Origin of the sequence: Mesorhizobium sp. CA7, from assembly GCF_020165015.1 — a bacterium.
GTDB lineage: Bacteria > Pseudomonadota > Alphaproteobacteria > Rhizobiales > Rhizobiaceae > Mesorhizobium.
In genome coordinates, this window is record NZ_JAIUHH010000005.1 from 113,189 (window position 1) to 130,769 (window position 17,581).

At 64.1% G+C, this 17,581-nt stretch carries 16 protein-coding genes; 3 read left to right on the top strand and 13 right to left on the bottom strand.

The window, feature by feature from the left end; translation table 11 throughout:
* Nucleotide 1 precedes the first annotated feature (1 nt).
* Nucleotides 2-988: an aldo/keto reductase gene (locus tag LB552_RS12865; RefSeq protein ID WP_224606306.1), complete on the bottom strand. Its 987-nt coding sequence runs from the start codon at nucleotides 986-988 to the stop codon at nucleotides 2-4.
* Between the two features lie 261 nt (nucleotides 989-1,249).
* The gene (locus LB552_RS12870) at nucleotides 1,250-1,999 is read right to left on the bottom strand and encodes a FadR/GntR family transcriptional regulator (RefSeq protein WP_224606309.1); all 750 of its coding nucleotides are present in this window, start codon (nucleotides 1,997-1,999) and stop codon (nucleotides 1,250-1,252) included.
* Between the two features lie 77 nt (nucleotides 2,000-2,076).
* On the opposite strand from LB552_RS12870, the gene LB552_RS12875 reads away from it, so the two are divergent.
* The gene (locus LB552_RS12875; protein WP_224606312.1) at nucleotides 2,077-3,066 is read left to right on the top strand and encodes an NAD(P)-dependent oxidoreductase; all 990 of its coding nucleotides are present in this window, start codon (nucleotides 2,077-2,079) and stop codon (nucleotides 3,064-3,066) included.
* Between the two features lie 19 nt (nucleotides 3,067-3,085).
* Here LB552_RS12875 and LB552_RS12880 read toward each other — a convergent pair whose 3' ends face one another.
* On the bottom strand, nucleotides 3,086-3,862 hold the full coding sequence (locus LB552_RS12880; RefSeq protein ID WP_095768596.1) for a FadR/GntR family transcriptional regulator: 777 nt from the start codon (nucleotides 3,860-3,862) through the stop codon (nucleotides 3,086-3,088).
* A 3-nt stretch (nucleotides 3,863-3,865) separates the two neighbouring features.
* Nucleotides 3,866-5,308 (bottom strand): FAD-binding oxidoreductase, encoded by a 1,443-nt coding sequence (locus LB552_RS12885; RefSeq protein ID WP_224606315.1) that lies wholly within the window; start codon nucleotides 5,306-5,308, stop codon nucleotides 3,866-3,868.
* A gap of 162 nt (nucleotides 5,309-5,470) precedes the next feature.
* On the opposite strand from LB552_RS12885, the gene gloA reads away from it, so the two are divergent.
* Nucleotides 5,471-5,884 carry a lactoylglutathione lyase gene (gene gloA, locus LB552_RS12890; RefSeq protein WP_041004220.1) on the top strand — a complete coding sequence of 138 codons (414 nt, stop codon included), beginning with the start codon at nucleotides 5,471-5,473 and terminating at the stop codon, nucleotides 5,882-5,884.
* Nucleotides 5,885-5,967: 83 nt separating this feature from the next.
* On the opposite strand, the gene LB552_RS12895 is transcribed toward gloA, so the two are convergent.
* The 4 genes from LB552_RS12895 to LB552_RS12910 all read right to left on the bottom strand — a co-directional run bounded on the left by LB552_RS12895 (nucleotide 5,968) and on the right by LB552_RS12910 (nucleotide 10,679).
* Nucleotides 5,968-6,936: an ABC transporter permease gene (locus tag LB552_RS12895; RefSeq protein ID WP_224606318.1), complete on the bottom strand. Its 969-nt coding sequence runs from the start codon at nucleotides 6,934-6,936 to the stop codon at nucleotides 5,968-5,970.
* A gap of 4 nt (nucleotides 6,937-6,940) precedes the next feature.
* Nucleotides 6,941-8,443: a sugar ABC transporter ATP-binding protein gene (locus LB552_RS12900; RefSeq protein WP_224606321.1), complete on the bottom strand. Its 1,503-nt coding sequence runs from the start codon at nucleotides 8,441-8,443 to the stop codon at nucleotides 6,941-6,943.
* Nucleotides 8,444-8,448: 5 nt separating this feature from the next.
* Entirely contained in the window at nucleotides 8,449-9,432 is a 984-nt protein-coding gene (locus tag LB552_RS12905; protein WP_224523127.1) for an ABC transporter permease, read from the bottom strand.
* Between the two features lie 164 nt (nucleotides 9,433-9,596).
* Nucleotides 9,597-10,679 (bottom strand): sugar ABC transporter substrate-binding protein, encoded by a 1,083-nt coding sequence (locus LB552_RS12910; RefSeq protein ID WP_224523128.1) that lies wholly within the window; start codon nucleotides 10,677-10,679, stop codon nucleotides 9,597-9,599.
* 207 nt (nucleotides 10,680-10,886) lie between these two features.
* Here LB552_RS12910 and LB552_RS12915 point away from each other — a divergent pair, with 207 nt between their 5' ends.
* The gene (locus tag LB552_RS12915; RefSeq protein WP_224606324.1) at nucleotides 10,887-12,479 is read left to right on the top strand and encodes a GMC family oxidoreductase; all 1,593 of its coding nucleotides are present in this window, start codon (nucleotides 10,887-10,889) and stop codon (nucleotides 12,477-12,479) included.
* A 38-nt stretch (nucleotides 12,480-12,517) separates the two neighbouring features.
* On the opposite strand, the gene LB552_RS12920 is transcribed toward LB552_RS12915, so the two are convergent.
* The 5 genes from LB552_RS12920 to LB552_RS12940 form a co-directional block, all read right to left on the bottom strand.
* Nucleotides 12,518-13,573 carry an ABC transporter ATP-binding protein gene (locus LB552_RS12920; protein WP_140839203.1) on the bottom strand — a complete coding sequence of 352 codons (1,056 nt, stop codon included), beginning with the start codon at nucleotides 13,571-13,573 and terminating at the stop codon, nucleotides 12,518-12,520.
* Nucleotides 13,574-13,599: 26 nt separating this feature from the next.
* The gene (locus LB552_RS12925) at nucleotides 13,600-14,340 is read right to left on the bottom strand and encodes a ribonuclease activity regulator RraA (RefSeq protein ID WP_181174716.1); all 741 of its coding nucleotides are present in this window, start codon (nucleotides 14,338-14,340) and stop codon (nucleotides 13,600-13,602) included.
* A 94-nt stretch (nucleotides 14,341-14,434) separates the two neighbouring features.
* Entirely contained in the window at nucleotides 14,435-15,313 is an 879-nt protein-coding gene (locus LB552_RS12930; RefSeq protein WP_140839207.1) for a carbohydrate ABC transporter permease, read from the bottom strand.
* Nucleotides 15,310-16,233, bottom strand: a complete 924-nt coding sequence (locus LB552_RS12935) for a carbohydrate ABC transporter permease (RefSeq protein WP_224523131.1) — start codon at nucleotides 16,231-16,233, stop codon at nucleotides 15,310-15,312. Before LB552_RS12935 ends, LB552_RS12930 begins: the two co-directional genes overlap by 4 nt.
* A gap of 2 nt (nucleotides 16,234-16,235) precedes the next feature.
* On the bottom strand, nucleotides 16,236-17,516 hold the full coding sequence (locus LB552_RS12940; protein WP_224523132.1) for an ABC transporter substrate-binding protein: 1,281 nt from the start codon (nucleotides 17,514-17,516) through the stop codon (nucleotides 16,236-16,238).
* Nucleotides 17,517-17,581 lie beyond the last annotated feature (65 nt).

Below are 17,581 nucleotides of genomic sequence, written 5' to 3' on the forward strand. Positions count from 1 at the left end.
CTCACCAGCGCTGGTGGACGGAGGCCTTGATGCGCCGCTCATAGATGTCGGCGATGCGCTCCATCAGTTGCGGCGACAACGCCGGCAGGTCGGACGCGGCGGCGTTCTCTTGCGCCTGCCTGACCGACTTGGCGCCCGGAATGGTGACCGTCACCGCCGGGTTCATCAGGATCCAGCGCAGCGCCCATTGCGCCATGGTGGCGCCTGGCGGCAGCAGCGCCCGCAATTCCTCGACCGCTTGCAGGCCTTCCTCGTAATTCACGCCGGCGAATGTCTCGCCGACGTCGAAGGCCTCGCCCTGCCGGTTGTAGCTGCGGTGGTCCTTGGCGCTGAAGCTGGAATCGCTCTTGAACTTGCCGGACAGGAGCCCGCTGGCCAGCGGCACCCTGACGATGATGGCAACGTCCTTCTGGCGCGCCATGTCGAAGAACAGTTCCGCGGGCCGCTGCCGGAAAATGTTGTAGATGACCTGGACGCTGACGACGCCGGGATATTGCAGCGCCTTGATGCCTTCCTCGACCTTCTCGACGCTGACGCCGTAGTGGCGGATCTTGCCTTCCTCGACCAGCTTCTCCAGCGCATCGAAGGTCTCGGGCTGATAGAAGACTTCTGTCATCGGACAATGAAGCTGCACCAGGTCCAGCACGTCGACCTCGAGATAGCGCAGGCTGCGCTCGACGAAGCTGGTCAGGTTCTGGCGATTGTAGCCTGCGGCGACATGCGGGTTCAGCCGCTTGCCGGCCTTGGTGGCGACTATCGGCCTGGCGCCGCCCCGCCCCTTCAGCGTCTTCGCGATCAGTTTTTCCGCCCGGCCGTCGCCATAGACATCGGCCGTGTCGATCATCGTCACGCCTGAATCGAGCGCCGCATTAAGCGCCGCGATGGCGTCCTTCTCCTCGACGTCGCCCCAATCGGCCCCGATCGCCCAACTGCCGAAGCCGATTTCCGACACTTGCCAGCCGGTGCGGCCAAATCGCCTTTGATGCATAGAAACCACTCCTCAAAGACCACGTCCTCTTGACGGGTCATGCCCGCAGGAATATCAGATCGAATGGTTGTATGACAACCCTGTAAGCATGCAAAAGGTGATGACGGAAATGCTGGTTTTGGATCTACCGGCAGGCTGGAGGACGACGGAATGTTCCTGGCATGGGCGCATAATGCCAATCACGGCCGGCCGCACTTTGAAAGTCGCGTCGTAGCTGCCTATCGCGGTGCGCCATGCGCCGCTCGGGCGCCCTCGCCCGATCTATTTCAGATGTGCGGTTCCGTCTCGGAGCTGCTCGAAGCGCTTGTAAGAACGGCTCAGATGCAGCCGCATCGCGCGCTGCGCCGCCTTGGCGTCTTGCGCCGCGATGGCATCATGGATCGCCCGGTGCTCGCGCCGCGTCCGCTCGAAATGCCGCTCGCGCTCGTCGGGCTCCATCTGGTCGAATTGCGTCCATTGGCGCGGGATCATCGCAGTGCCGAACGTGTCGAAGAGCCGGCTGAAGTAGGCGTTGTGCGAGGCGAGCGAAATCGCCCGATGGAAAGCCGCATCCTCGGTCGCGGCGAGACCCGTTTCGGCGATCGCCCGGTCGATTGCGTCGAGCTGCTTAGCCATGAGCCCAAGGTCCTTGGCGGTCCGGCGCGTGGCCGCCAGCGCCGCCGCCTCCGCCTCGACGCCCATGCGCAGCTCCAGCACCGCCAGGATCTCGTCGATCGATTCGACATCCGTCGGCACGATCGAAAAGGTTTTCGGCGGGGGCTCCTGGGCCACAAAGGCGCCCAGACCCTGCCTCGTCGTTATCAGCCCCCGCGCGCGAAGCGAGGCCAGCGCTTCGCGAACCACGGTCCGGCTCACACCCGTCGCATTGACGATCTCCTGCTCGGTGGGAAGCCGCTGGCCAGGGGCCAGATCGCCGGCCTCGATCTGCGCGGCAAATTTCTCCACCAGCTCGCCCCTGAGATTGGGGGACTGGCGAATGGCGCCGAACATTGCTCCCTGGCGATCCGTCATCGGAAAACCGGCCTCTTAAATCGATTCTCAGGCCAAGGATCGCACCGCTTGGTTGCAACGGCAATCTTTCGTTTCCAATGCATGCCCCCCGGAAGTGCACAGCGGTTCCCGGACAACGACATGTATCCAAACAGAAATTCCAACAGCACTGGAAGACCAACATGAAGCAGAAAATCGGCTTTATCGGCCTGGGCGCGATGGGCTCGGGCATGGCGGCCAACCTTCTGGCTAAAGGCTGGCCTCTGACGGTCTGGGCGCACCGAAACGAGGATGTGGCGCTGAAGCTGGTCAGCGCCGGCGCCCGCCAGGCGGCGACACTACGCGCGCTCGCTGAAGGTTGCGACATTGTTTTGATCTGCGTTACCGGTTCGCCGCAGGTCGAGGCGGTCGTGAAAGGACCGGACGGGCTTGCAGCCTCCGGCAAGCCGCTATTGATAGTCGACTGCTCGACCTCTAACCCCTCCTCGACGATAGCGCTTGCCGCAGAGCTTGCGGCGCAAGGCGTGACGCTGATCGACGCGCCGCTGGCGCGCACGCCCAAGGAAGCCGCCGAAGGCAAGCTCGACGTCATGGTCGGCGGCGCGGCGGAAGCGATCGCCCGCGCGCGGCCGGTGCTCGAAGCCTTCGCCGCGCGAATTATCCACACCGGCCCGACCGGCAGCGGCCACACCATGAAGCTGCTCAACAATTTCGTCTCTATGGGTTATTCGGCGATCTATTCCGAAGCGCTGACGCTGGGAGCAAAGGCCGGGCTGACGCCGCAGGTCTTCAACAGCGTCATTTCCGGCAGCCGCATGGACTGCGGCTTTTACCAGGCCTTCTTCGACTTCGTGCTCAACCGCAACGAGAACGCCCAGCGCTTCGCCATCGCCAATGCGCTGAAGGACATGACCTATCTCGCCTCCTTCGCCCAGGCCGCCGGTATTGCCAACCCGGTCGGCGCCGTGGTCCGCAACGGTTTTGCCACGGCGGTCGCTACGGGGCACGGAGAAAAATTCGTGCCGGCGCTGTCGGATATTGTTGCTGAGCTCAACGGCGTTTCATTGATTGAGGCTGCGGCCGAGTGAGGGAGGTGGCTGCGCGGCCCTACCCTGCCCGCCCGCGCACGGCCTTTCGCAACCTCGAATGCCGTGTCGGCGACGCGGCCTCAGCGTCGCCGCCAGGCAGTCCGACGCGTGAGGCCGCACCGGCGAGATGCCGCGTCATTGCCGCGCTCGCGCCCTTCGCGTCGCCGGCCTTGATCGCCGCCAGAATGCGTTCGTGCTCGCCCAGGGTCGTGCGCGCCATGTCGTCGGACTTCTGCTGATTGCCGGCGGCCAGGATGCTTTCGCGCACCCGCTCCGAAACGAAGACGAGAAACTGGCCCATATAGGGGTTCTGGGTGGCATCGGCGACCGCACGGTGGAAACCGAGATCGTTCTTCAGCCAGGCAACGCTGCCATAGGGAGCCATGCGCATACCGTCGAGCGCCTGTTCCATCGCCACGATATCCGCATCGGAACGGCGGGTCGCGGCCAGCGCGGCGATCTGCACTTCCAGCATGCCGCGCAGCTCGAAAAGATTGCGAAAGGAATCCGCCCGCTGCAAGGTCTCATAGTCGATCGTCAGCACCGTGGCGTTGGTCGCGTCGGCGACGAAGGCACCCCTGCCCTGCTGCGACCAGATGCGGCCCTCGGAGCGCAGCCTGGCGATCGCTTCGCGCACCACGTTGCGGCTGACCCCGAAGGTGGTCGCCAGCGCCTGCTCGGTCGGCAGCTGATCGCCGGGTTTGAGGCGTCCTTGCGCGATCTCGCGCGAGATGGAACTCGCAACCAGGGTGGATAGGTGCGGACCGCGATTGACCTTGTCGAGCTTCAGCGTCATCGCTCACCTATAGTCGAGCGCGGATGCGGACGCCAGAATGCGGCCGTTGCTCAATATATGGCGCGGATCGAAAGCATCCTTGATGCCTGCGGCGAGATCGAGCGTCACCGGATCGATGCGGTCGAGGAAGGCCCGCTGCTTGACCCGGCCAATGCCGTGCTCGGCACTGATCGAGCCACCATAGCGGTCGACGACGGCGAAAATCTCCGCTTCCGCCTCCTCGAACAGATGCTCGATCGCCTCGGCCCCCATGCCCTCCGGCGGCACGACGTTGAGATGGATGTTGCCGTCGCCGACATGGCCGTAGGTGACGGGCAGCGCGTCGGGTCTCGCCCGTCCAAGTTCGGTGAGCGCGTCGGCGACAAAATCGGCAAGCTTGGAGATCGGCACCGAAACATCGGTGCGCAGATAGCGGCCGCCGCGGCCCTGCCGCTCGACCATGATCTCGCGGTAGAGCCACAGGCGCTCGGCCTGCGCCCGGGTCGATGCCACAATGCCGTCCTCGACAAGATCCTCGACGCCGGCGAGAAAACTCAAAAGCATATCCTTGAGGTCGATAAGCCCACCGGACGAAACCTCGATCAGCACATAGGCGGGATAAGGCTTGCCGAGCGGATCGGGGAAATCCTTGCCCTCGCGCATGGTGATCTCGATACCGCCGCGCAGGATCAACTCGAAGGCGGTTAGCAAGTCGCTACAACCGCGCCGCGCCCGCGCATAGAGCGCCATTGCATCCTCGACGGAGCGTAGGCCGACAAGCGCCGTTTCGATCTGCGTCGGCTTGGGGAAGAGTTTCAGCGCCGCCGCGGTGACGATGCCGAGCGTGCCTTCCGAGCCGATGAAGACCTGCTTCAAATCGTAGCCGCGATTGTCCTTGCGCAGCACCTTCAGCCCGTTCCAGATCCGGCCGTCGGCCAGCACGACTTCGAGGCCAAGCACCAGGTCGCGCGTCATGCCGTAGCGCAGCACGTTGAAGCCGCCGGCATTGGTGGCGACATTGCCGCCGATGCGGCAGCTGCCTTGCGCTCCGAAGGTGATCGGCAGGATGCAGTCGCTCTCCTCCGCCGCGCGCTTGGCGTGCTCGAGGATGCAGCCGGCCTCGACCACCATGGCGAAGTCGATCGGACTGATCGAGCGGATCCTGTTCATGCGCTCCAGCGAGACGACGACCTCATTGCCGTCAGCCGCCACCGCCGCGCCGACAAGGCCGGTCAGCCCGCCTTGCGGCACGACGGGGATGCGCTCGGCATGACAGTGCCGCATCAGCGCCGACATTTCTTCCACCGAGCTGGGCCGCGCCACCGCCAGCGGGCGGCCGACATGGTCGCCCGACCAGTCGCGGCTGTAGCGCGCCAGGTCTTGCGGTTCGGTCAGCAGCCCGCCATCGGACAGCACGCCGGCGAGGGCGGCGATCAGCGATGCGGAAATGGGCGGCACTGCATTCATGAACTGAACCTGGACCTTCCGGAAAACGACTGGACAACCACTAATCTTGTCGTGTTATCATACAACCCTGATTGAGAACATCAAGCGATAGCATGCTTCTTCCCGAAGCGCTTGATGTGGATGGTCAGACCGGCAAATCACTGAATTCGGAGGACTTTCCCAATGAGCGACGCCCCCGGCTTTCGCTATATGCACACCATGATCAGGGTGCTCGACCTCGACAAGTCGATCGCCTTCTACACCGAGGTGCTCGGCATGACCTTGCTGCGCCGCGACGATTACCCCGGCGGCAAGTTCACCAACGCCTTTGTCGGCTATGGACCCGAGGACAAGGAAGCCGTCGTTGAGCTGACGCTGAACTGGGGCCGCGAGGAGCCCTATGAGATCGGCACCGGCTTCGGCCATCTGGCGCTCGGCGTCAACGACATCTACGCCGTCTGCGCCGAGCTCGAAAAGCGCGGTGCCAAGATCCCGCGCAAGCCCGGGCCGATGCAGCACGGCACCACACACATCGCCTTCGTCGAGGACCCGGACGGCTACAAGATCGAGCTGATCGGCCTGGACACGATGCAGTAAATTCAGCCCGGACCGCACCGGCTCACTGCCGATGCGGTCCCACTGCGTCCGCGTCTGCTTGGGAGGCGGTGCGGATAGGTTCGTCACTTGATGACCGCGATCTTGCTGCGGTCGATGGTGATGGCGACGGCGGCGATCAGCACCGCGCCGAACACCATATTTTCCAGGAAGATGTTGACGCCGACGAAGGTCATGCCGATGCGCACGATCGAGATGATCAGCGCGCCGACCGCGGTGCGCGCCACGCCGCCCAGTCCGCCGGTGATGGCCGTGCCGCCGACGATGACGGCGGCGATGGCGGGGAGCAGCAGCTGGTTGGCGAGCACCGGCGAGCCGCTTGACAGCCTGGCCGCCAGCACGACGCCGGCGATGGCCGCCAGAATGCCCGATGCGGCAAAGGCGATGATCTTGGTGCGGTCGACATTAATGCCGGCCGCCCACGCCGCCGGTTCGCCGGCCCCGACCGCGATCGCCTGGCGGCCGAAGCGGGTGTAACGCAGCGCGAGGAAGCTGACGATGCCGATCAGGGCCGAAATCAGCACCACCATCGGCAGGCCGAAAATCGTAGCGTTGATCCACGCCGTCTTTTCACGCCCGGCTTCCTCGATGGTGATGGCGCGGCCGTTGGAAACCCAGAGCGCCAGGCCCGTGACCACGCCGCCGGTAGCCAATGTCGCCACGAAGGACGGCACGCGCAGCTTGACTTGTACGATGCCGCTCAGCAGCCCGAAGGCGAGGCCAGACAGGATCGCCACCGGGAACGCTGCGAAGCCGAGCGAGGGCAGCAATTGCGCCAGCATCACACTCGCCAGCGAGGCGACCGCCTGGATCGACAAGTCGATGCCGCCGAGCAGGATGGCGAAGGTGACGCCGGTCGCCAGCATAAACAGCACGGCGGTGTTGGCAAAGAGCAGCGCCAGCGTCTCGCCGGTCAGGAAGCCGGGCGCGGCGATCTCGATGATCAGCAAAAGGGCGACAAGCAGCACCAGCGGGATGGCGCCCTGCGTCCACTTGCCCTCGAAGACCTGCTTGATGGAAAAACCTTCATTCATCGGCTTACACCATCGCTCGTAGCAACTCGACCTGATCCGGCTTGTTGCCGGGGCTGGCATCGAAGCGCGCGGTGATCTCGCCGTCGCGCATCACCAGAACCTGGTGCGACAGGCCGATCGTCTCCTCCAGCGTGTCGGAGATCAGAAGGATAGCCACGCCTTGGTCCGAGAGGTCGCGCACCAGCTCGTAAACCTCTTCCTTGGCGCCGACATCAAGCCCGCGCGTCGGATGGTCGAGCACCAGGATGCGCGAGCCCGCCGTCATCCAGCGCGCCAGCACCACCTTCTGCTGGTTGCCGCCACTGAGCTTGCGGCAGGCGGCGTCGGGCCCGGGCGCCTTGATGCTGAGCCGCTTGATCCAGTCAGCGGCAAGCCGCCGCTCCTTGCCGTAATCGATGGCGCCGTTGCGCATGACGCTCGAGAGATCCGCCAGCGAAATGTTCTCGGCGATCGACAGAAACATCACCAGGCCTTCGAGCCTGCGCTCGCGCGGCACATAGCCGATGCCCTTGCGCACTGCCGGCTCTGGCGACCTGAAGCGAACCGTCTCGCCGGCGATCTTCATCTCGCCCGCATCATGTGGCAGGAAGCCGCCGACCGTACGGGTAACCTCCTCGCGTCCGGAGCCGACGACGCCGGCGATGCCGACGATCTCTCCGGCGCGGATCGAAAGGTCGACACCATGATAGAAGCCGCTGGCGCCCAGGCCCCTGGCCTCGACCATGATCTTATCGCCCGGCGGCTGCTGACGGGCCTCGCGATAATATTCGGCCTGCAGCCCGCGCCCGACCATGATCTCGTGCAGCTCCGGCGCGGTGACTTCCGCGGCGCGGTGTTCGGCCACGACCGCGCCGTCCTTCATCGTGTAGACGCGGTCGGAAATCGCCAGCACTTCGTCGAGGCGATGCGACACGAAGACGAAGCTGGCGCGGGATTTGAGCGAGCGCACCCGCGCGAACAGAACCTCGATATCGGCGGCGTTGAGCACCGAGGTCGGCTCGTCGAGCAAGATGAGCAGCGGACGCTCGACCATCTCCTCCAGCGTCAGCGCCTTGGCGAGCTCGACCATCTGGCGCGCGGCGAAGGTCAGTTCGGAGGTGCGCGCGGTGACGTCGATGTCGACGCCGATCTTGGCCAGTTGCCGGCGCGCCGCAGCATTCATGGCGCGCCAGTTGACAAGACCGAAGCGGGTGAAGCGGTCTTCTTCGCCGAGATAGATGTTTTCGGCGACGGTCAGGTTGAGCACCAGCGATTGTTCCTGGAACACCATGCCGATGCCGTTCCTGGCCGCGTCACGGGCGTTGCGTAGCTTGAGCTGTTCGCCGTCGAGGGTGATCGTACCGCCATCCGGCCGATAGCCGCCGGCCAGCAGGCGCATCAGCGTCGACTTGCCGGCGCCGTTCTCGCCGATCAGTCCGACCACCTCGTTCGGCCGCACCTCTATGGAGACGTCGCGCAACGCCTGGACGCCGGGGAAATTCTTGATGATGCCGGTTGTATGCAGCATGGCGCTCACTTCACGATCTTCAGGCGAACGCGGTCGAGCGACAGCGCCACCGCCGCGATGATCATCAGGCCCTGCACCGTCTGCTGGATGTAAGGCGAGATGCCGAGCAGGATCATGCCATTGGCCAAAACGGTGACGATCAGCACACCGATCAGCGTATTGACGACGCCACCCTCGCCCCCGGTCAGCGCCGTGCCGCCGACGACGACGGCCGTGACCGCCGCGAACAGCCTGCCGTCGCCGATGACGGCGTGCGACTGGCCGAGCTGAGCCGCGGCAAGCACACCGGCAATGCCGAAGAAGAAGCCGGCCAGCGCAAACGCCGCGATCCGCACGCGCACGACATTGACGCCGGAGAGCTTGGTCACGTCCTCGTCGCCGCCGATCGCCAATATGTGGCGGCCAAGCCTGGTGTGATACTGGATGACCGCTGCAAGCGCGAACGCGCCGAGCGCGACCCAGACCGCCAGCGGCAGGCCGAGGAAACGGTGCAAGGCGAGATTGCGGATCGAGGCGTCGTTCAGTCGTATGGCCGAGCCGCCCAGCATATAGACCGACAGGCCAAGTCCGATGAACCACATGCCGAGCGTCGCCATGAAGGACGGGATGCGCAGCATCGTCTGGACGAGACCGCTGATGAGGCCCATGACCGTGCCGGCGGCGATCGCCGCCAGCACCGCCCACCAACCATAATCGTTGCCGTTGCTGTCATTGGCGGCGAGCAGCACCACCACCATCGCCGCCACAGACAGGGTACCCTCGACGGAAAGGTCGATGCTGCCCATCAGAATGATGAATGTCAGGCCCATCGCCAGTGTCAGCGGCACGGCGGCGGAGTTCGCTAGCCGCACCAGATTGCGCAGCTCGATGAAATTGGGATTGGCGATGGTGATCAGAACGCACAGCACGACCAGCACCGCCAACGGCGCGAGCCTGCGCCAGCGCCTGCCGCCGAGCATAGTGGCGATGCGGCCGGGGAGGAATGTCATAAGCGTTGTCCGCTCGATGTCCGAAACGGACTTCAGGGGTTCTGTATCGATTGTCAACAAACCGCTTCCCGTCTGCTGGTGACAGGCGTCGTGGCCGCGGGCGCAAGACGCCGGCAAAAAGGGGCGGGCCGCTGCCAGGGAGAAGCCGGCCCGCCCCAAACGGGTCAGGCCCGGATCGCTCCGGTCACCCGGCCCCAGAGATCGTTCCAGTCAATCTCGGGCTTCGACTCGACATTGGTCTTGTAATATTCCTCAACATTGTCGTGCGAGATCAGCACCGCCTTGCCGTAGAATTCGCGGTGTTCCGGCGGCTCCTTGGCCGGGTCGAACTTGCCTATCTTGGCGTTGTAGCCGATAGCCAGCCCCATGCCGCCCTGCCAGAACGGATCCGAGGTGATCGTGCAGGCGAACTCGCCGGTGCGCACCGCGTCGACCGCCGTCTTGATGCCGTCGACACCGACGATCGGCACCTTGCCGGCGAGGTTTTCGGCGCGCAGCGCTTCGAGCGCACCGGAGCCCATGTCGTCATTGGCGGCCCAGATGCCCTTGATGTCGTCACCGAAACGGGTCAGCAGATTGCCCATCAGGTCGAAGGCCTCGGTGGATTTCCAGTTTGCGACCTGGAAGTCGAGCAGCTTGATGTCGGGGTTCGCGGCGAGCGCAGCATCGAGGCCCTTCTTGCGTTCAATCGCTGCTGTAGTCGAGATCAGGCCGCCGAGCGCGACGATGCCGCCCTTGCCGCCCATGGCCTTGAACAGAATCTCGGCGATGGTCTTGCCGCTGGCGATGCCGTCGAACTCGATATGCGAGACATAGTTCGGGTTGAAGTCCTTGGGGTGCAGGTCGGCAGGCTTGTTCCACTGCGTCACGACATAGGCGCCGGCCTTGGCGCATGCTTCGACGATCGGGCGCGCGTCGGGCGTGTCGTTGGGATCGGAGTTGAGCACCATGTTGCCGTTGGTCTTGGCCAGCATCGCTTTGATATCGGCGATGCCCTTCTCGCTGTTGCCTTCCGAGACCAGCGTGACGTGCTCCAGCCCGGCCCATTTGGCATAAGCCTCGGCGCCGGTCTTCCACACCGCGTGATAGGGATTGGACAACGAGCGGATCGACGTCACCAGCGTCGGCTTGTCGGCCGCGCGCAGCACATTCGGCATCGCCAGCGTCGCCGCCCCGGCGGCAGCGCCCAGCATCAGCGTCCGGCGGCTCACCCTGCCGGAAAAAACAAGACCATTGCTGTCCTTCATTTCGAACCTCCCGATTGAATTGTTTCCGCCCGGCTCGTGCGCAGGGAGCGCGGCCGGGTCCTCCGGAGACGGGCCGTCAAGTTCCTCTACTTGTACGACAACCCTTCAACACGGCAACCATACCCTTTCTCTTGACGTGGCACAAGCGACTTGAGATCGTCGCGCGTAAAAGCGCGAGGCCGGATTTGCCTCGGCAAGGGAGCGAGAATGGCGGACTATATCATCGTTGGCGGCGGCTCGGCCGGCTGCGTGCTTGCCGCGAGGCTGAGCGAGGATCCAGGCCTGTCCGTCGTCCTGCTCGAGGCCGGGCCGCCCGACACCGACCGATACATCCACATGCCGGTGGGCTTCTTCAAGATGACGTCCGGGCCGCTGATCTGGGGTTATGACGCGGCACCGGGCAAGGAGATCGACGGCCGCGTCATGGTCTACCCGCAGGCGCGCGTGCTCGGCGGCGGCTCCTCGATCAACGCCCAGGTGTTCACGCGCGGCTGCCCACAGGACTATGACGACTGGGCGGCCGACTTCGGCTGCGCGGGATGGAGCTACGCCGATGTGCTGCCATATTTCGTTCGGTCCGAGGGCAACGACACTTTTGCCGGTTCCCAGCACGGCATCGACGGACCGCTCGGCGTTTCCAGCGGCACGCCGCACCCGCTGACCAGGATCTTCGTCAAGGCGGCGCAGCAGGCTGGCCTACCCTTCCGCGCCGACTTCAATGCCGGCGAGCAGGAAGGCGCCGGCTTCTACCAGACGACGACGCGCAATGGCAGGCGCTCGAGCACCGCGGTCGCCTATCTGAAACCGGCGCTCGGCCGCGGGAACCTGACGCTGCGCACCGGCGCCACGGTCAGCCGCGTCGTCGTCGAGAAGGGTCGGGCCGTCGGCGTCGAGACCATCGCCAATGGTCGCGCCGAGTTGCTGCACGCCGAGCGCGAGGTGATCGTCACCGCCGGCGCCATCGGCTCGCCGAAACTCCTGATGCTGTCCGGCATCGGCCCTGCCGCGCATCTCGAAAAGCATGACATCAAAACTGTGCATGATCTCGCTGGGGTCGGCCAGAATCTACACGATCACATGGACGTGGACGTCGTCGCGGAACTCAATGGGCCGCACGGCATCGACCGCTACAAGAAGAAGCGTTGGCAGGCCGTCGCCGGCCTCGAATATGCGCTCTTCGGCAAAGGACCGGTTGCCTCCAACATCGTCGAAGCCGGCGGTTTCTGGTGGGGCGACCGCTCGGAAAAGACGCCAGATATCCAATTTCATTTCCTGCCCGGCGCCGGTGTCGAGGAAGGCATTGGCTCGGTCCCCGGCGGCAATGGCTGCACGTTGAACTCCTACCATGTGCGCCCGCATTCGCGCGGCAGCGTCACGTTGCGCTCGGCGGATCTGCGCGATGCGCCGGTTATCGACCCCAATCCCTTCGCCGAACGCTACGACCTCGAACGCGCCATCGACGGCATCGAGATCAGCCGCGAGATCCTCTCTCAGCCGGCCTTCACCAAATACATCAGCCGCGAGCATTTGCCTGGAGCGGCGACAAAGGGCCGCGCGGCGCTCGAAGCCTTTGCCCGCCAGTATGGCCGCAGCGCCTACCATCCGGTCGGCACCTGCCGCATGGGCGGCGATGCCGACAGCGTCGTTGATCCGGAACTGCGCCTGCGCGGACTGCAAGGCTTACGCGTCTGCGACAGCTCGGTGATGCCACGCATCGTATCATCGAACACCAACGCAGCGGTGATTATGATGGCCGAGAAGGCGGCGGATATGATCACCGGGAGGACACCAGCGGCATAGCTCACTCGAAGGGAGACAGTCCGGAAGGACAGGCTCCTTTAGTTTATCCTCCTGCCGCTCTCGGCGTCGAACAGATGTACCTTATGCATCATGATCTCCAGGTTCACCTCCTGATCCGGCTTGAAGGGCGGCCGGTCCCGGATCTCCGCCATCAGGTCGACGCCATCGGCGGTCAAGGTGATTTCCTGCGCTTCACCGGTCGGCTCGACAACCTGGACTCTCGCCTGTGCGTGGTTGCCTCCGACAGCGATGTGCTGAGGACGAATCCCGTAAACCACACCTTGCTTGTCCCCCACCCCTGCCACGTGAGGCAAGGGCAGGCGTAGGCCCTGCTCCGCAATGAATGCGCCACTCTGGATGCGGCCGTTGATGAGATTCATTTCCGGCGAGCCGATAAAACCTGCGACGAACAGATTGGCCGGGTTCTCGTAGAGTTCGGAAGGGGTGCCGATCTGTTCGATGCGGCCCTTGTTCAACACCACGATGCGGTCGGCGAGCGTCATTGCTTCTGTCTGATCATGCGTGACGTAGATGCTGGTTCGTCCCAGCCGTTGGTGCAGCTTCTTGATCTCGGCACGCATCTTCACGCGCAGCTTGGCATCGAGATTGCTGAGCGGCTCGTCGAACAAGAAGGCCGCAGGGTCGCGGACGATGGCGCGGCCCATGGCGACACGCTGGCGCTGGCCGCCGGACAGTTGACGCGGCATGCGCCCGAGCAGGTCCTGCAGACCGAGGATCTCGGCCGCGGCCTTCACTCTGGAAACGATCTCTTCCCGGGGAACCTTGGCCAGCCGCAGCGCGAAGCTCATATTGTCGGCCACGCTCATATGCGGATAGAGGGCATAGCTTTGGAACACCATGGCTATGTCGCGCGACTTGGCCGGCATCTCGTCGACGACGCGTCCGCCGATGCGGATCTCGCCAGTCGTATGCTCTTCGAGCCCCGCGATGATGCGCAGCAACGTCGACTTGCCGCAGCCCGACGGACCGACCAGGACCACGAACTCGCCGCTGGCGATCTCGATGTTGACGTCGCGCAGAACTTCCACCGCCCCGAAGCTCTTGCCGAGCTGTTCTATCTGGATTGCAGACACCTATTCTTCTCCCGTACCGGCACGGCTCATTTTCGTTGAGCCTGCCGCCATGCGCGGTATTCAGCCTCGCCCTCGGGGCTCAACGGGTAGTATTTCCGCAGGTCTCCTCCTTGCGCGAGCCGCAAGCGCGAAAACTCTTCCCACTCGATATGCGCGCCGGCGAGTTCGACCAGTTTGGGGGCAAGGCCGACCGGCACGACAACCACGCCATCGTCGTCGGCGACGATGATATCGCCCGGGATGACCAGCACGTTCGAGCAGGCGATCGGAACGTTGACGGCGAAGGGAACGATGTTGGTCTGGGCATGGAAATTCGGCGTGACGCCTCGCACCCAGATGCCGATGTCGAGCGCCGCCGCCTGGGCGGAATCGCGAATACAGCCGTCGATAACGACGCCGGCGCCGCCACGCCCGGCGAAATAGGTCAGCATCATCTCGCCGAAGATACCGCTGCCTAGATCGCCACGGGCATCGACCACCACCATGTCGCCGGGCTGAGTGGGATAAAGCACGTGCCGGTGCAGTTGCCGCTCCGGCTCCTCGTATTCCGTCTCGTTGTACAGATCCTCGCGCTTCGGCATGCACTGGAGGGTCAGGGCCGGCCCCGCCGCTGTGCTGCCGAGCCTCAGCGGACGCGGCCCACGGATTTGCGGATCGCGAATGCCCATCTTGTGGTAAAGCTCGCTGGCCAGTGTCGCCGAACCGATCGCCGCCAGCGCGTCGACCAGTTCTCGTGACGGCCGGGGAATGTCCGGTATCGCCGGTATCTGGTCAGCTTCCATTCCGTTTCCTCCAATGTGCGGCGAGGTGCGAACCCTCGCTAATCGTCACTCAGTTGCATTCAACCTTAGTCGAAGCCGTTCAGCCGCGAACCGCGCCGGTCGTGAGCCCCTTGACCAGCAGCCCCTGGGCAAACCAGACGAACACCAAAGTCGGGATGACCATGAGCACGCCGGCAGCCGACATGGCGCCCCAGTCGATGCCGAACTGCGAGACGAAATTGGTGAGACCGACCGGCAGCGTCTGCGCGGCCTTGCTCGAGGTCAGCGTTAGCGCGAGCAGCAGGTCGTTCCAGGTGAAGAGGAAGGTGATGACAGCGCTGGCGCCGATGCCCGGCGCAATCAGAGGCGCGACGATCTGGACCAGCGTGCGCACGGTGCCGGCGCCATCCGACTGGGCAGCCTCCTCGATCTCTTTCGGCACATCCTGGATGAAGCCCAGAAGCAGCCAAATGGCAACCGGCAGCTTGGCGGCCGTATGGCTGAGGATCAGCGCCCAGACAGTGTCGAGCAGGCCCATGGCGGCGAACACGGCGAAGAGCGGGATGGCAAGCGCGATGACCGGGATCATGCGCATGATCAAAAGCAGCCCGAAGATCAGCATGGCGCCCGGCATCCTGAAGCGCGACAGCGCATAGGCGCAGGGGATGGCCAGCAGATGGACAAGGATGACCGTCGCCACCGAGACGATGACGGTGTTCCAGACATAGCCCATCGTGTCGTACTGGGCGAAGACCGCGACATACTGTGTCAGCGTCGCTGTCTCGGGGATGATGTGCACCGGAACCGAGAAGATATCGGCCGAGCTTCGGATCGAGGTCAGGAACAGCCACACCAGCGGAAAGACGGTGAGCGCGACTGTGACGACTAGCGCCAAATACTGACCGGCGATTCCCGCCGTGAACCGGCGGCGCCGGCGCTTTGGCATGGAACGTGCGCTGACGATGACGGCTTCGCTCATATCGCCCTCCGTTTCGCAATCAGCCACGGCACTCCGTAGAGCAGGGCGAGCACGAACAGCGACATGCCCAGCGCGATGTAGGAGACCGCCGCCGCGTGTCCGAAATCCACCGCCTGAAACGCCAGCAGGTAGGAATAGACCGTGAGCAGATTGGTGGCGCCGCCCGGGCCGCCCTGCGTCATCAGCCAGACGACGTCGAAGGTGCGGAAGGTGTCGATGATGCGCAGCATCAGCGCGATCATGATGACCGGGCGCATCAGCGGCAGAACGATGTGCCAGAAGCGCTGCCACGGCGTCGCGCCATCCACCGTGGCTGCCTCGAGCGGCTCCTGCGGCAGGGATTGCAGGCCGGCAAGGAACAGAAGCACCATCAGTGGCGTGTTCTGCCAGACGTCGGCGACGATCACCGAGACGAGCGCCCAGGTCGGGTGGTTGAGCCACGGAATGTCAGGCAGGTTGAACATGCGCAGCAGCGCGTCGACCAAGCCGTATTGGGTGTTGAACAGCCATCGGAAGTTCAGGCCGACGACGGCGGGCGCAATCATCGGGGGAACCAAAAGCAACGTGCGCGCAAGCCGCATGCCGCGCAATTTGCCGTTGACCAGCACGGCGATCGCCATGCCAGCCACCACTTCGATCGTGATGGAAACGACGCTGAAAATGGTCTGGTTTCGCAGCGCCTGGTTGAACTGGCGGCCAAAGAGCTCGTCGGTGTAGTTTCCCGTTCCGATGAATGGCGCCGACCCGCTCAGATCCCAGCGGAAGAAGCTCATGACGAAGGAGTATCCGAGCGGATAGATCAGGATGGCCAGCATCACGAGAAGCGCCGGGCTGGCCAGGAGGTAACCTCTCTGCCAGGTGTAGGGCAGCGGCGAACGTCGCCGGCGCCCTGGCGCCCGGTGCTGTGCGACGGCCGCCATTCTCAGTCGTAAGCTCCGGCCCGGCGCATGATCTCTTCCGCCTCCTTCGCCGCCTGATTGAGCGAGTCGGCGGGCGAAACCTGATCTGACAGGGCTTGCTCGATGGCCGAGAACATCAAGGTGCAGACCTTCGAGAAGCCGGCGAGCTTGGGCCATTCCTTACCGTTCGCGATCGTCGTCTCGAGTTGCTGCAGCCAAGTGGCCTGCGGGCCCTTGGCCGCAGCGATCACTTCCTTGGCCAGACTCTGGCTGCTCGGGAAGTTGGTGAACTGGTCGAACTGGAGCCGCTGGGCGTCGGTACTGACCGTGTATTTGATGAACTCGACGGCGGGTTCCTTGCGTCCGGATTGGCCGTTCAGCGCCATGGCATGCGAGATGGCGCATGAGATCGCCTCCTTGTCCCGCACATAGGGCGCCGTCGACCATTTACCGACGACGCGCGAGGTTTCCGGATTAGACAGGGTGGCGAAGGCGCCCGGCCAATCGAAAGTGGCATAGACCGTGCCGGACGAGAATTCCGTCGAGTTCTCGTTCCATTGATAGCCAACGGCGTCGGGCGGCACGATTTTGTGCTTCTGGATCAGATCGCGATAGAAGGTGAGCGCCTTGATGCCGGCTTCGGAATTGAACGCCGGCTTGTTGGCCTGGTCGACCCAGTCACCGCCTGCCTGCCAAAGCAGGTCGCTGAAGGTGCGCTGGGCGGGGTCCCCCTGCCCCGGCACGACAAGGCCATAGTGCCCGTTGCCAGTGAGTTTTAGCCCGACATCGACGAGTTCTTCCCAGGTTCCGGCCGGCTTCAGGCCCTTCTCTTGGTAGATGTCGCTGCGGTAATACTGAACGCGCGCATCCATGTTGCGCGGAATCGCCGCCAGATTTCCGGTCTTGGGATCGCGCAGGTATTTAACCGCGACGGGATAGAAATCTGCCAGCTCGGAGTCGCTGAAATAGCTGTTCAGCGGCGCGAAATGGTTGAAGTAGGAATCGATCTGCGCGGTGTGGGTGCTGTAGACATCGTACTGGCTCGACCGTGCCGCGCTCAACGTGACCACCTTCGCCGTCAGGGGCGTGAATTCCAGGAGGTCGTAGCGAACCTTGATGCCGGTCTTGGCGGTGAAGTCCTGGACGATCTTCTCCCAATATTTGGGATAGAGCGGGCCGCCCGTGATCAGCAATGCGGTGATCTCTTTAGCGTCTGCCCTGGCAACCCACGGCGCCGCAAGCGAGCCGGCCGTCACCGCCGCGCTCGCGGCAAGGAATTTGCGTCTCGATAAGGTTCCGGACATCACAATCTCCTCCTGGTTTGATGGATCGGTCCGTCCAGGGACGGCCGACGACTTTCGCCCTCGAC